5 protein-coding genes are annotated in these 15,369 nt (G+C 64.7%); 2 read left to right on the top strand and 3 right to left on the bottom strand.

The window, feature by feature from the left end:
- Positions 1-6: 6 nt before the first annotated feature.
- Positions 7-6,390 (top strand): DEAD/DEAH box helicase, encoded by a 6,384-nt coding sequence (locus tag PHR85_RS04300; RefSeq protein WP_300050889.1) that lies wholly within the window; start codon positions 7-9, stop codon positions 6,388-6,390.
- Positions 6,391-6,444: 54 nt separating this feature from the next.
- Here PHR85_RS04300 and lpdA read toward each other — a convergent pair whose 3' ends face one another.
- The 3 genes from lpdA to aceE all read right to left on the bottom strand — a co-directional run bounded on the left by lpdA (position 6,445) and on the right by aceE (position 12,683).
- Entirely contained in the window at positions 6,445-8,256 is a 1,812-nt protein-coding gene (gene lpdA, locus PHR85_RS04295) for a dihydrolipoyl dehydrogenase (RefSeq protein ID WP_300050886.1), read from the bottom strand.
- Positions 8,257-8,317: 61 nt separating this feature from the next.
- Complete coding sequence (gene aceF, locus PHR85_RS04290; RefSeq protein WP_300050883.1) at positions 8,318-9,961, bottom strand: dihydrolipoyllysine-residue acetyltransferase; 1,644 nt, start codon at positions 9,959-9,961, stop codon at positions 8,318-8,320.
- A 16-nt stretch (positions 9,962-9,977) separates the two neighbouring features.
- The gene (gene aceE / locus PHR85_RS04285) at positions 9,978-12,683 is read right to left on the bottom strand and encodes a pyruvate dehydrogenase (acetyl-transferring), homodimeric type (protein WP_300050881.1); all 2,706 of its coding nucleotides are present in this window, start codon (positions 12,681-12,683) and stop codon (positions 9,978-9,980) included.
- A gap of 205 nt (positions 12,684-12,888) precedes the next feature.
- Between aceE and PHR85_RS04280 the strand changes: the two genes are divergently transcribed.
- The gene (locus tag PHR85_RS04280) at positions 12,889-15,369 is read left to right on the top strand and encodes a PAS domain-containing sensor histidine kinase (RefSeq protein WP_300050879.1); all 2,481 of its coding nucleotides are present in this window, start codon (positions 12,889-12,891) and stop codon (positions 15,367-15,369) included.

The raw sequence follows: 15,369 nt of genomic DNA, 5'->3' as shown, positions 1-15,369 counted from the left end.
GATTCCATGAGTCAAGAGCACCTGGCAGCCAGCTATTTTTCCAACCTTCTACCAGAGCTGGCAACGCGCGCCGCACGGGCGACGATCAGTCGGCTGGGGTTTTCCAATCCGGCTTTGCGCCAGTACCTGAGTGAACGGTTTTCCGTTGACCTCGGCGAGCCGGGCTGCTTTGTCGGTGAGCCGGTATTCGAGGCTACTTTTGGCTGGCAGACGGCCGACAGGACGCTGTCCTCGCTGTCCCCGGACTTGTTGTCGCCACGACTGCTGGAGGCACTGGACCGTCCGGCAGGCAGCCAGGCTGCGAACTACCGTTTTGCTCGTGACGCCAGGCCTTACCGACACCAGCTCGAAGCCTGGGAGTTGCTGGCCAGACCGCAGCCGCAGTCGGTCATCGTAACCAGTGGCACCGGATCCGGCAAGACCGAATGCTTCATGGTTCCGATCCTGGACCAGCTGGCCCGCGAAGCTCAATCGCATAAAGGCCCGATCGAAGGGGTGCGCGCCCTCTTCCTCTATCCGCTCAACGCCCTGATCCAGAGCCAACAGGAGCGCCTGCATGCCTGGACTGGCCCGTTCACGGGGGACATCCGTTTCTGTCTCTACAATGGCCAGACCCCGGAGAAACCGGGTCCGAGTCATCTGAGCCAGCAGATACCCAACCAGGTGCTTGACCGTCAGTCCCTGCGTGCTTCGCCGCCCCCTATCCTGGTAACCAACGCCACCATGCTGGAATACATGCTGGTGCGTTCGCAGGATGCCCCGATCCTGGACAAATCCAGGGGCAAGCTCAAGTGGATCGTGCTCGACGAGGCACACAGCTACATCGGCTCCCAGGCGGCGGAGCTGTCGCTGCTGCTGCGCCGTGTGCTGCACGGTTTCGGCGTGGATTCGGAAGAGGTGCGCTTTGTCGCTACCTCGGCGACGATCGGCGACCCCAAGGGCGAGGCAGGCCAGAAGCTCAAGGAATTCCTGGCCGGGCTGGCAGGGGTCGGTCCCGATCGTGTCCACGTCGTGTCCGGTCAGCGCCAGGTGCCGCAGCTGACGGCAGGCGACTCCCAATACCGCGACGTGGTGCTCGAAGCGCTGGAGGCCATCGAAGCCCAGGACGAGTCGACAAGGTACGAGGCCGTTTGCGCCAACCGCACAGCCAACGGAATCAGGCGTCTTTTCGTGCCCGATCAGGGTGGCAAGGCAGCACGTCCCCTGCGTGACATTTGCGAGGTGCTCGAGGGGCCCAAGGCGAAACATCAGCCGCAGACCCAGCAGCAGGCGCTGCGCTGGCTCGACCTGCTGACCCGGTCGCGCCATGTGAAAGGCAAGGACCTGGTGCCCTTCCTGCCCTTGCGACTGCACGCCTTCCACAACATCCTGGCGGGCTTGTGGGCTTGCAGCGACCAGAACTGCTCCTGTCGCCAAGGCACCGCGCTCGACTCGCCCGACTGGGCTTATGGGGCTGTCTACACCGAGGAGCGCCAGACCTGCGACTGCGGTGCCCCGGTCTACGAGCTGCGCTCCTGCAATGACTGCAACGAGACCTATCTGTGGGGTCTGCTCAAGGTGGATGGCCGACACGGCAGTTGGACCGTGGTCCAGGACATCCAGGAATTGACCGACGAGTTCAAGCTCGAAGCCGTGGCAGAGGAAGGGGCTGACAGCCTCCAGGAGAACGTGTCAGGGGAGAACTCGACGGATCAGCCAGAACGCGAAGCGGATTCGTCGCTGGTGCTGATTGCGAACCGGCACACGCAGGATACGGCCGAGGCTACGATCGAAATGGGCAGCCAGATCCTCGACAGCCAGTCCGACTTGCCCAAGGTCCAGGTCCGGATCCGTGAGATGAACGAAGGCCAACTCACCTGCCCGGAATGTGGTGGATACCACGGGCAAGGCAAGCTGATGTTCCGGCCTGCGCGCCTGGGCGCACCCTTCCTGCTGATGCAGGTGATCCCGACCGTGCTGGAGTTCTGTCCCGACGGAGACGACCCGCTCAACAAGCCCTTGCGTGGCCGGCGCATGATCACCTTCACCGACAGTCGCCAAGGCACGGCACGCATGGCGGCGGCGCTGCAGCGCGATGCTGAACGCAATACCTTGCGCTCCGCCGTCTATCAGTTCCTGGCCAGCCGATCGGACACGTCGACCCACCCAGCCTATCTTGAACTGGTCGAAGAAATTGAATATTTCGAAGCAGATTACGCTAAATCCGGCAACTCAAAAGTCAAGGCCATGCTCGAGCGCAAGAAACTCGAGCTTGCCAAGTTCAAGCCGAAGGCCATCGGTTTCGAGGAACTCGCTTCGCACCTGGCGATTCACGAGATGGACATTTGGCGCTGGGCCCTCTCGTATTACCGGGACATTAGCCCCGAGCAGTTTTCGGGGGATTCTGGTGCGCTGGAACTCGCAAAGCTGTTCCTGTTCCGGGAGTTTGCGCGCAGGCCCAAGCGAGCTAACAGTCTTGAGACGCTGGGCCTGGTCTCAGTCCAGTACCCCAAGCTCGACAGCGTCAACGTCGTGCCGCAGCAGGTGCTTTCACATACCCCGATGAGTCTCGAGGAATGGCGCCAGATCCTCAAGCTCACGCTCGACTTCGTCGTACGCGATCAGTCGTGTCTCGAGTTCAAGGACACCTGGCGCCGTTGGGTCGGAAAAAAAGAAGTCAGTGCCAAGTTCTTGCCTCCCGACAGCCAGGAAAGAGCTACAGGAAAGTTCAAGCGCTGGCCACAGACAAACAGGATCGGCGTACAAAATCGCATGGTGCGTCTGCTGGCAGCAGCCTTCCAGAAGGATCCCGACAGCGCGCATGGTCGCGCCGTCATCGACTCGGTGCTGCGTGCAGTTTGGGATGAACTGGTGCGTCTTGAGTTGCTGCGCAGAGCAACCGACGGCCGTTACCTGGCGCTCGAAGATCTTGCCTTCGACCTCATCGGGCCAGCCTGGACCTGCCCGGTGACGCGCCGTGTGCTCGACGTCACCTTGCGCGGCCTGACCCCCTACCTCCCAGGCCACAAGCGCAAGGCTTCCACCATCGAATGTCCCAGCATCCGGATTCCCAAGTGGCCGGGCATCAAGGACGACTTCCCATCACCGGAACGGCGCGTCGAGGCTGCGCGCGAATGGCTCGCGCGTGACCTGGATGTGGTGACATTGCGCGAGCAAGGCATCTGGTCGGACATCAATGACCGCATCGTCGAAGGTGTGCGCTACTACCGCACGGCCGAGCACTCGGCCCAGCAGTCTGGCGTGGTGCTGCAGGACTACGAGGACCGGTTCAAGAAGGGCACGATCAACCTGCTGAGTTGCTCCACCACGATGGAAATGGGCGTCGACATCGGGGGTATCAGCGTCGTGGCGATGAACAACGTGCCGCCCCACCCTGCCAACTATCTGCAGCGGGCCGGGCGCGCCGGCCGGCGCAGCGAAACCCGCTCGGTTGCCATCACGGTGTGCAAGAACAACCCGCACGACCAGATGGTGTTCGGTAACCCCCAATGGCCGTTCACGACCCAGTTGCCGGCGCCAGTCATCAAGCTCGAAAGCCCGGTGATCGTCCAGCGGCATCTGAACGCCATGTGGCTGGCCAGTTTCCTCTGGCAGCAGATCGAGAAGGCCGGAGGACAAGGTGAACTCAACAAGCTCAACATGGCTTGGTGGGCCTTGCCCAAGGGCGCATCTAAGGCGGACGAGTTCATGGCCGGGCTTCGCTGCTTCGATCCCCAGCAAGATGCCCGCCTGACGTCTGGCCTGCGCATGCTGCTGCGCAACACCTGCTTCGATGGCGGTGTCCCACTTGCCATGCTCGCAACCGAAGCCGCCCAGATGATGGAGGCCATGCTCGCGGGCTGGTACGGCGAATACTTCTCGGTGACAGCCCAGCTCAGCGGCTTTGATGAAAAGAAGCAAGCCAGGGAGCCCGCTTTCCGTGCACTCAGCATCCAGGCCAAGCGCCTGACGGACGAGTATCTGTTGCGGGAACTCGCCAGCGGCGGCTTCCTGCCTGGTTACGGCTTCCCGACCAACGTGACCTCGTTCGACACCCTGAACAAGGAACAGCTGGACAGGCAAAGGCGGCAGGAACGCGAGGACAACCGCATGCTCAAGCGCGACCTGCCCAGCCGGGATGCGGTCACGGCACTGCGCGAGTACGCTCCAGGCTCCGATGTGGTGATCGACGGCCAGGTGTACCGCTCGGCCGGTGTCACGTTGAACTGGCACGCTCCCGCGGAAGTTGATGTCAAGCAGATACAAAGTATCCGCCAGGCCTGGCGCTGCAGCCATTGCGGTGCCAGCGGGACCGAGATCACACGCGAAGGCCACGATCGCTGCGAGGCCTGTGGTGAACCGCTGGACGGCAATGAACGCTTCACCTATCTGGAGCCAGCCGGCTTCGCAGTCGACCTCTACGCACCGACCCATACCGACGTCAGCGCACAGTCCTTCGTTCCGGTGAAGAAGCCTTGGGTCAATGCCGAGGGTCCCTGGCAGGCCTTGTCCAATCCGGCGCTCGGCAAGTTCCGCAGCAGCCCCACCGGCCGGGTCTTTAACCACTCGAGTGGAGCCAACGATACGGGTTACGCGATCTGCCTCGAATGCGGCCGGGCGGAGCCCATGCCGCTGCACCCCAGTCCCCAGGACAAGAACGGCCTGGGCCACCTGCCAGCCTTGTTCCGCCACCCGCACAAGCGCCTGCGTGGCGGCAAAGGTCCAGAACAGACATCGACCGATTGCCAGGGCAGCCACAAGCCGTTTGCCATCAAGCCCTATCTGCATCTGGGTCTGGAAGAGGTCACCGACGTCATCGAACTGCAGCTCAACGGTCTCGACGGGCTGCCGATTTCAGACAAGATCGCAGCCTACTCGATCGCGGTGACGTTGCGCACAGCCGTGGCCGGCGCGCTGGGCGTTGAAATCGACGAGATCGGCTGCGACATCAAGCCGATCCGTCACCCGATGCAAAAGCAGGAGGGCTATGTCATCGTCCTCTACGACCACTCAGCCGCCGGGTATTGCTCCTCCGTCACGGAACGCCTGCCCGAACTGCTGGAGCGCGCGCGTGCCAGCTTGCTCAACTGTCCGGGACACTGCCAGTCCGCCTGCCAGCATTGCCTGCTGGACTACGACACCCGCTTCCGGTTGGCTGAGCTCAACCGCTTTGCCGCAGCGAAATTCCTGACAGAAGACTGGATGCAGCGGCTCAGGCTGCAGCCTGAAGATCAACTCTTTGGTCAGGTCGAATCCAAGGCCGAGACGCTGCCCCTGCCCGCAGCCATCACCCGCGAATGTTCCAGGGCGGGAGCTCGTGAACTGCGTCTTTACTGCCAGGGCGATTCCATCGACTGGGACTTCGCAGCCCCCGCTCTCAAGCGCCATCTCTTGCGTTGGAGCGAACGTGGTCAAGTCAGGTTGCTGTTGCCATCAGCCGCTCTGGAGAAACTCTCGACCGAGCAGCAGGACGCGCTGGCTCAGCTTTGCGCTTGGGGCAATCTGACCGCTCAACGGCATGACCACCCAGCCAATGGCCTGCTGGCGGAGGTGCTGCTTGACCAGGGCTGCATGGCCTGGGGCTCGCGCGACACCAACGTCGGCCTACCGGGTGATGGCTGGGGACAGATGGGGTCTGCGGTACTGGTCAGAGCCAGACTGTCAGAGCCCGTCGTCTTGGGCGATGTGGTCGAGTTCCAGAGCAAGCCCCCAGTCCAACCGTCACCCCGGGCCGGGCGCATTGATATTAAGAACCAGCTCGACGGCCGGGTCGACGGTTTCGGACAGAAACTGCTGGAACGACTCAACGACAGCGTAAAGGGCAAGCTGCTGGAGGGCGATGCCGACATCACCACGGTGATCTATCGGGATCGCTACCTCAATGCGCCCTTGCCTGTTGCCTTGCTGCTGGATTTCATCGGTGCCATCAAGAGCATGCACACAGCACGCTGGGACAACCCCACGATCGAGATCGTCTCGGTCGCTGTCCCCGAAGAGAGCCGCAGTTTTGCACTACCGTCACAGGTCTTCCATAACTGGTCGTCCACTACAGAGCGCGATGCAGCCATAAAGGCGGCTTTTGATCGACGTGGCATGAACGCTGTGGTACGCAACCTAGCCAAGCCGCTGGCCTCCCACGCCCGCACTCTCGAAATCGGCATGTCGGACGGACACAAGCTCAAGCTCTGGTTCGACCAGGGCTTTGGCTACTGGAGCAGCCCGCGGCCGGGGACGCGGGCGGCACAGACAGCCTCCACCTGGTTTGGTTTCAGCGAACTGCCGTCCTGGCAGGGGGAGGAAATTGCTGAAGGTCGCTACGCCATAGAAGGCCAGTCATTCGCCACCCATGTCTTCTTCGAAAAGGTCTGCAAAACCCGGGATGGTTCATACAGCAAAGCCGCAGCACGGTAGCCCGGGCTGCGGCTGCACGACTGAAACGGCGAAGCACTCTCGCGCTTCAGCGCCTCACTTCTTCTGCGGCGGCAGGTCAGTACACGACCCGTGCGCGACTTCCGCCGCCATGCCGATGCTTTCGCCCAACGTCGGATGCGGGTGGATGGTCTTGCCGATGTCCACCGCGTCCGCGCCCATCTCGATCGCCAGCGCGATCTCGCCGATCATGTCGCCGGCGTGGGTGCCCACCATGCCGCCGCCCAGGATCTTGCCGTGGCCATGCGCCTCCGGGCCGTCGTCGAACAGCAGCTTGGTGACGCCTTCGTCGCGGCCGTTGGCGATCGCGCGGCCCGAGGCGGTCCAGGGGAACAGGCCCTTCCTGACCTTGATGCCCTGGGCCTTGGCCTGGTCTTCGGTCAAGCCGACCCATGCCACTTCGGGGTCGGTGTAGGCCACCGACGGGATCACGCGGGCGTTGAAGGCGGCGGATGCCAGTTCCTTGTTGCCCTGCAGTTCGCCGGCGATCACTTCGGCCGCCACATGGGCCTCGTGGACCGCCTTGTGCGCCAGCATCGGCTGGCCAACGATGTCGCCGATCGCGAAGATATGCGGCACGTTGGTGCGCATCTGGATGTCGACGTTGATGAAGCCACGGTCGGTGACGGCGACGCCCGCCTTGTCGGCGGCGATCTTCTTGCCGTTGGGCGTACGGCCCACCGCCTGCAGCACCAGGTCGTAGACGCCTTCGGACTTGGTGCCGTCCAGGCCCTCGAACTGCACCTTGATGCCTTCGGGGGTGGCTTCGGCGCCAACCGTCTTGGTCTTCAACATGATGTTGTCGAAGCGCTTGGCGTTCATCTTCTGCCAGATCTTGACCAGGTCGCGGTCGGCGCCCTGCATCAGGCCGTCCATCATCTCGACCACGTCCAGGCGCGCGCCCAGGGTGGAGTAGACGGTGCCCATCTCCAGGCCGATGATGCCGCCGCCAACGATCAGCATCTTCTTGGGCACGCCTTGCAGCGCCAGCGCGCCGGTCGAGTCGACCACGCGCGGATCCTGCGGCATGAAGGGCAGGCGCACGGCCTGGCTGCCAGCGGCGATGATGCAGCGCTTGAAGGCGACCACCTTCTTGGCTCCGGTCTTTTCCTGGGCCTGGCCGCTGGTCTCCTCGACCTCGACGTGGTTAGCGCCGACGAAGGAGCCCAGACCGCGCACGATCGTGACCTTGCGCATCTTGGCCATCGCGGCCAGGCCGCCGGTCAGCTTGGAGATGACCTTTTCCTTGTGGCCGCGCAGCATGTCGACGTTGACGGTCGGGGTGCCGAAATCGACGCCCAGGGCGCCCAGGTGCGAGACCTCGTCCATCACGGCCGCCACATGCAGCAGCGCCTTGGACGGGATGCAACCGACGTTGAGGCAGACACCGCCCAGGGTGGCGTAGCGCTCGACGATCACGACCTTCAGGCCGAGGTCGGCGGCGCGGAAGGCGGCCGAGTAGCCGCCGGGGCCGGCGCCCAGCACCAGCAGGTCGCATTCGAGGTCGGCGCTGCCGCCGAAGCTGGCGGCGGCCGGGGCCACGACCGCAGCGGCGGGGACTGCAGCCGGAGCGGCCGGAGCCGGGACCGCTGCCGGAGCCGCCACGGCGCCTTCGGCTTCGAGCACCAGCACGACCGTGCCTTGCTTGACCTTGTCGCCCAGCGCGACCTTGAGTTCCTTGACCACGCCGGCATGCGACGCGGGAATCTCCATCGAGGCCTTGTCGGACTCGACGGTGATCAGGCTTTGCTCGGCCTTGATGCGGTCGCCCGGCTTGACCAGCAGCTCGATCACCGCCACCTCGTCGAAGTCGCCGATGTCCGGGACTTGGATATCAATCAGTGCCATTTCTTGTTCCTAATCGGTAGCGGGCAGGACGCGGTTCGACCCCGCCCCGCCCTGTGTCGCATCAGAGCAGCACGCGGCGGAAGTCCGCCAGGATCTGGCCCAGGAAGGCGTTGAAGCGAGCGGCAGCGGCGCCGTCGATCACGCGGTGGTCCCAGGTCAAGGAGAGCGGCAGCATCAGGCGCGGCTGGAAGGCCTTGCCGTCCCACTTCGGCGTGATCTCGCTCTTGCAGACACCCAGGATCGCGACCTCGGGCGCGTTGATGATCGGCGTGAAGTAACGCCCACCGATGCCGCCCAGGCTGGAGATCGTGAAGCAGGCACCGCTCATGTCGGCCGGACCCAGCTTGCCGTCACGCGCCTTCTTGGCCAGCTCGCCCATTTCCTGGCTGATCTGCAGCACGCCCTTCTTGTCGGCGTCCTTGATGACGGGCACGACCAGACCGTTCGGGGTGTCGGCGGCGAAGCCGATGTGGAAGTACTGCTTGTAGATCAGCGCGTCGCCGTCGAGCGAGCTGTTGAACTCGGGGAACTTCTTCAACGCGGCCACGCAGGCCTTGATCAGGAAGGCCAGCATGGTGACCTTGGCGCCCGACTTCTCGTTTTCCTTGTTGGTGGAAATGCGGAAGGCTTCGAGGTCGGTGATGTCGGCGTCATCGAAGTTGGTGACGGCCGGGATCATCACGGCGTTGCGCAGCAGGTTGGCGCCGCTGATCTTCTTGATGCGGCCCATCTCCTTGCGCTCGACCGGACCGAACTTGGCGAAGTCGACCTTGGGCCAGGGGATCAGGCCCAGCTCGGAGCCACCACCAGCCGCGGCGGCCTTGGGCGCCACGGCGGCGATGGCCTTGGTCTGCGCGCTGCCAGCCATCACGGCCTTGGTGAAGGCCTGGATATCCTGCTCGGTGATGCGGCCCTTGGCGCCGCTGCCCTTGACCTCTTCCAGCGGCACGCCGAGCTCGCGGGCGAACTTGCGCACCGAGGGCGAGGCGTGCGGCAGGCCCAGCGCCGGGGTGGCGGTGGGGTTGTGCGCCGGGGCGGCTGCGACTGCAGCAGCAGCGGCGACCGGAGTCACGGCGGGAGCCGCAGCTGCGATCGGTGCGGCAGCCGGAACTGCAGCGGGTGCGGCCACCGGGGTGGCAGCGCCAGCGGCACCTTCCAGGATCGCCAGCAGGTCGCCGATGTTGACGGTGTCGCCGACCTTGACCTTGAGCTCCTTGAGCACGCCGGCGTGGCTCGACGGGATCTCCATCGAGGCCTTGTCGGACTCGACCGTGATCAGGCTCTGCTCGACCTTGATGCTGTCGCCGGGCTTGACGAAGACCTCGATCACCGCGACATCCTTGAAGTCGCCGATGTCGGGCACGCGCACCTCGACCGGGCCGGCGGTCGCAGCGGCCACGGGCGCGGCGGCGACCGGAGCGGCGGCTGCGGGAGCCGGGGCAGCCGGTGCGGCCACGGCCGCTTCGCCCGCCACTTCCAGCAGCAGCACGAGCGAGCCTTCCTTGACCTTGTCACCCAGCGCGACCTTGAGCTCCTTGACCACGCCAGCGGCCGAGGACGGGATCTCCATCGAGGCCTTGTCGCTCTCGACCGTGATCAGGCTCTGCTCGGCCTGGACGCTGTCGCCGGGCTTGACCAGCAGCTCGATCACCGCCACTTCGTCGAAGTCGCCGATGTCCGGGACCTTGATTTCAATGATTGCCATGTTGTGTCTCTCTGATTTAAGCGTAGAGCGGGTTGACCTTGTCGGCGTCGATGCCGTACTTGGTGATCGCCTCGGCGACCTTGGCCAGCGGCAGCTTGCCTTCGTCGGCCAGCGACTTGAGCGCGGCGATCACGATGAAGTGACGGTTGATCTCGAAGTGTTCGCGCAGCTTGCTGCGGAAGTCGCTGCGGCCGAAACCGTCGGTACCCAGCACCTTGAAGCTGCGACCCTGGGGCAGGAAGGGGCGGATCTGCTCGGCATAGTTCTTCATGTAGTCGGTCGAGGCGATCACCGGACCGGCATGAGCGGCCAGCTGCTGCGCCACGAACGGCACCTGCGGGGTTTCCAGCGGGTGCAGCAGGTTGAAGCGCTCGGCGTTCTGGCCGTCGCGGGCCAGCTCGTTGAACGACGGGCAGCTCCAGACGTCGGCCTGCACGCCCCAGTCGGTCGCCAGCAGGGTCTGGGCCGCGATCGACTCGCGCAGGATGGTGCCCGAGCCCAGCAGCTGCACGCGCTTGTCGCCTTCGGCGCCCGGCTTGCACAGGTACATGCCCTTGATGATCTGCTCTTCGGTGCCGGCGGTCAGGCCCGGCATCGCGTAGTTCTCGTTGAGCAGGGTCAGGTAGAAGAACACGTTCTCCTGGCGCTCGACCATGCGCTTCATGCCGTGATGCAGGATCACGCCGACTTCGTGCGCGAAGGTCGGGTCGTAGGAGACGCAGTTCGGGATCGTGCCGGCCAGGATATGGCTGTGGCCGTCCTCGTGCTGCAGGCCTTCGCCGTTGAGCGTGGTGCGACCCGAGGTGCCGCCGAGCAGGAAGCCGCGCGCCTGCATGTCGCCGGCCGCCCAGGCCAGGTCACCGATGCGCTGGAAGCCGAACATCGAGTAGTAGACGTAGAACGGGATCATGATCCGGTTCGACGTGCTGTACGAGGTGGCCGCCGCGATCCAGCTGCTCATGCCGCCGGCTTCGTTGATGCCTTCCTGCAGGATCTGGCCGGCCTTGTCTTCCTTGTAGTACATGACCTGGTCGCGGTCGACCGGGGTGTACTGCTGGCCCAGCGGGTTGTAGATGCCGATCTGGCGGAACAGGCCTTCCATGCCGAAGGTGCGCGCCTCGTCGACCAGGATCGGCACCACGCGCGGGCCGATGGCCTGGTCGCGCAGCAGCTGGGTCAGGAAGCGGACATAGGCCTGGGTGGTCGAGATCTCGCGGCCTTCGGCGGTCGGCTCGAGCACGGCCTTGAAGTTCTCCAGCGCCGGCACGGTGAAGCTCTCGTCGGCCTTGGTGCGGCGGTGCGGCAGGTAGCCGCCGAGTGCCTTGCGACGCTCGTGCAGGTACTGCATTTCCGGGGTGTCGTCGGCCGGCTTGTAGAACGGGATCTGCGCCAGCTCGCTGTCCGGGATCGGGATGTTGAAGCGATCGCGCATGTAGCGGATGTCGTCGTCGGTCAGCTTCTTGGTCTGGTGGACCGTGTTCTTGGCCTCGCCGGCCTTGCCCATGCCGTAGCCCTTGACGGTCTTGACCAGCAGCACGGTCGGCTGACCCTGGTGCTTGACGGCGCGGTCGAAGGCGGCGAACACCTTCTGCGGATCGTGGCCGCCACGGCGCAGGGCCCAGATGTCGTCGTCGGTCATGTGCGACACCATCTCCAGCGTGCGCGGATCGCGGCCGAAGAAGTTCTTGCGCACATAGGCGCCGTCGAAGGCCTTGAAGCTCTGGTAGTCACCATCCACGGTGTCCATCATCAGCTTGCGCAGCGCGCCGTCCTTGTCGCGCGCCAGCAGCGAATCCCACTCGCTGCCCCACAGCAACTTGATGACGTTCCAGCCGGAGCCACGGAACTCGCTTTCGAGCTCCTGCACGATCTTGCCGTTGCCGCGCACCGGGCCGTCCAGACGCTGCAGGTTGCAGTTGATCACGAAGATCAGGTTGTCCAGGCCTTCGCGCGCGGCCAGGCCGATCGCGCCCAGCGATTCCGGCTCGTCCATCTCGCCGTCGCCGCAGAACACCCAGACCTTGCGGTTTTCGGTGTTGGCGATGCCGCGCGCGTGCAGGTACTTCAGGAAGCGGGCCTGGTAGATCGCCATCAGCGGGCCCAGACCCATCGAGACGGTCGGGAACTGCCAGAACTCGGGCATCAGCTTGGGATGCGGGTAGCTCGACAGGCCCTTGCCATCGACTTCCTGGCGGAAGTTGAGCAGCTGCTCCTCGGTCAGGCGGCCTTCGAGATAGGCACGCGCGTAGACGCCGGGCGAGACATGGCCCTGGATGTAGAGGCAGTCGCCACCGTGGTTCTCGCTCTCGGCATGCCAGAAATGGTTGAAGCCGGCGCCGAACATGCTGGCCAGCGAGGCGAAGGAGCCGATATGGCCGCCCAGGTCGCCGCCGTCTTCCGGGTTGTGGCGGTTGGCCTTGACCACCATCGCCATCGCGTTCCAGCGCATGAAGGAGCGCAGGCGCTCCTCGATCTCGATGTTGCCGGGGCAGCGCGCCTCCTGCTCGGGAGGAATGGTGTTGACGTAGGCGGTGTTGGCCGAGAACGGCAGGTCGATGCCGCTGGCGCGCGCCTCTTCCAGCAGTTGCTCGATCAGGAAATGGGCGCGCTCGGCGCCTTCCTGGCCGATGACGGCCTTCAGTGCATCCATCCATTCGCGCGTTTCTTGAACGTCGACATCTTTCACGATACCGCTCTGCGGCAGCTGTTGACTCTCAGACATGGGGTCTCCTTGGGGTTGAAGGGGTAAGTGGTGTACTTGAATCCTGCTGATTTTTACATCCTTTTATTAATTTTTCAAGTCATGCATGCTGATTTTGTATTATGAAATTTCATGGCTGGCATGACCGGATCTCATGTGAGCAGAGACTCGCTTAGACTTCCGACTGATGTCAATAGAAAAGAACCCTGCGACTTCGCGGACCCGCATGCTGGAGAACTGGCGCCGTTGGTGGCGCGGCCTGTCTCCGATGCGCCAGTCCCGCATCGCCACCTTCGGTCCCGCCGTCTCGGTCCTCGTCTTCCTGGCCGCCATCCTGGCGGCCATGGTCTACTTCCAGCTCGAGGAGCAGGAGCGCGAACGGGAGGCGGTGGTCAGGGACGTCGAATACGCCCAGCTCCAGCTGCGCCAGCGGCTGCAGGACCGGCGCCAACAATTGTTGGCGATCGCGCAGGACCTGGTGCAGCACCGGATAGGCGAGTTCGAATTCAACTTTCAGGGCGAGATCCTGATCAGCCAGTACCCCGAGCTGTCCGGCGTGAGCTGGATCGGATCGAACGCCGTGGTGATGGCATCCCGCGTGGCGCCCGATGCCCAGGAGACACCTGACCACGAAGCCCGCAACGCGCTGGCGAGCGCGGCGCGCAGGTCCGCTTTCGAGCAGGCCCGCCACCAGCTCATGCCGGTCTTCGTGCAGGGTGATTTCGGCCCGCAGGGCGGCAAGTCCCTGTTGCTGGCGCTGCCGCTGACGCGCCGCGAGCTGTTTTACGGGGTGCTGCTGGCCGAGTTTTCCTACGAGGAGCTGCTGCGCCAGGCCGTGCCGCAACAGACGCTGGCCCGCTACGCGGTGGCGCTGATCGACGAGCACGGCAGCCTGCTGGCGGGCGTCAGGCAGGATGCCGCCCGCAGCACGCTGCGCCGCCTGCCCTGGGCCATGAAACCACCGGCGCACCGCGTGATGCTGGCCCCGGAGGCCGCCAGCCTCTCGCTGCAGGCGCAGGCCTACCGGACCTCGCAGGACGGCACCGGCCGTGCGCTGTTCTGGACCCTGGGTGCCTTGAGCCTGCTGACGGTCTGGATGCTGCTGGCGAACTGGCGCCACACGCGGCGCCGGATCCAGGCCCAGCAAGCCCTGCTGTCCGAAACCAATTTCAGGCGCGCCATGGAGGACTCGATGCTGACCGGCATGCGCGCGCTGGACCTCAAGGGGCGCATCACCTACGTCAATCCGGCGTTTTGCCGCATGACGGGCTGGGACGAGCAGGACCTGGTCAATACCGAACCGCCCTACCCCTACTGGCCGGCGGAGGATCACGAGGCCATGTGGAAGATCCTGCACGAGGAACTCAACGGACACTACTCGCCCAGGGGCTTCGAGATGCGCTTGCAGCGCAAGGATGGCAGCCTGTTTCACGGGCGCATGTACATCTCGCCCCTGATCGCTCCCGATGGACACCAGACCGGCTGGATGACCTCGATCACCGACATCACCGAGCCCAAGCGCGTGCGCGAGGAACTCGGCGCGTCCTACGAGCGTTTCGCGACCGTGCTCGACAGCCTGGATACCGCCATTTCGGTCACCCCGCTGGGCAGCGTGGAACTGCTGTTCGCCAACAAGATGTACCGCACCTGGCTCGGGCCGCGCGGCGACGGGCACCGCCAGCTGCTGGATCTGGCCTGCCTCGCCCCGCGCCCGCCCGAGGCGGAGACCGACGACACCCCCTCGACCAGTGCCATGGGCAGCAGCGCCGAGGTCTGGCTGCCCGAGCTGGAGAAGTGGCTGGAGGTGCGCACGCGCTACCTGACCTGGGTCGACGGCCGGATGGCGCAGATGGTGATCGCCAGCGACATCACGGCGCGCCGGCATACCGAGGAGCTCGGCGCGCAGCAGGCCGAGCGCGCCCAGACCGCCAGCCGCCTGATCACCATGGGCGAGATGGCGTCGAGCGTCGCGCATGAGCTCAACCAGCCGCTGACCGCGATCAACAACTACTGCAGCGGCATGATCTCGCGCCTCAGGCGCCAGCAGATCAGCGAGGAGGACCTGCTGGGCGCGCTGGAGAAGACCATGAAGCAGGCCCAGCGCGCCGGCCAGATCATCCAGCGCATCCGGGCTTTCGTCAAGCGCAGCGAGCCCAACGTGACCCCCTCCGACGTCGCGCAGATGGTGGGCGACGCGACCGAGCTGGCCGAGCTCGAACTGCGCCGGCACCAGATCCGGCTCAACACCCAGCTCGCCGCCGGCCTGCCCGCCCTGATGGTCGACCCGATCCTGATCGAGCAGGTGCTGATCAACCTGATCAAGAATGGCGGCGAGTCGATCCAGCAGGCCCAGCGCCCGCCGGCGCAGCGCCAGGTCGAGCTGCGCGTGAGCCAGCGCCTGGTCGAGCAAAACCCGGTGGTGGAATTCTGCGTGCAAGATACCGGCCAGGGCGTGCCGCCCGAGATGCTCGAGCGCATCTACGAGGCCTTCTACAGCACCAAGGCCGAGGGCATGGGCATCGGCCTCAAGCTCTGCCGCTCCATCGTCGAGGCCCATCACGGCAGGCTGCAGGCACGAAACCTCTACAATCCGGACGGTATCGTGGGCTGCGAGTTCAGCTTCTGGATTCCCGTGTCCGATCTCCCGCAGGGTGATGCGGACACGATTACGCCGACGCCGAGCGTCGGCCTGATTGCGAAAGAATAA

This window comes from Malikia sp. (assembly GCF_028687635.1).
Classification (GTDB): Bacteria; Pseudomonadota; Gammaproteobacteria; order Burkholderiales; family Burkholderiaceae_C; genus Malikia.
This window is presented reverse-complemented; position numbering and strand designations above follow the sequence as displayed.

Excerpts from the sequence above, each read along its gene's own strand:
- lpdA (WP_300050886.1), bottom strand. The coding sequence starts at position 8,256 with ATGGCACTGATTGATATCCAAGTCCCGGACATCGGCGACTTCGACGAG.
- PHR85_RS04300 (WP_300050889.1), top strand. The coding sequence starts at position 7 with ATGAGTCAAGAGCACCTGGCAGCCAGCTATTTTTCCAACCTTCTACCA.
- aceE (WP_300050881.1), bottom strand. The coding sequence starts at position 12,683 with ATGTCTGAGAGTCAACAGCTGCCGCAGAGCGGTATCGTGAAAGATGTC.
- aceF (WP_300050883.1), bottom strand. The coding sequence starts at position 9,961 with ATGGCAATCATTGAAATCAAGGTCCCGGACATCGGCGACTTCGACGAA.
- PHR85_RS04280 (WP_300050879.1), top strand. The coding sequence starts at position 12,889 with ATGCTGGAGAACTGGCGCCGTTGGTGGCGCGGCCTGTCTCCGATGCGC.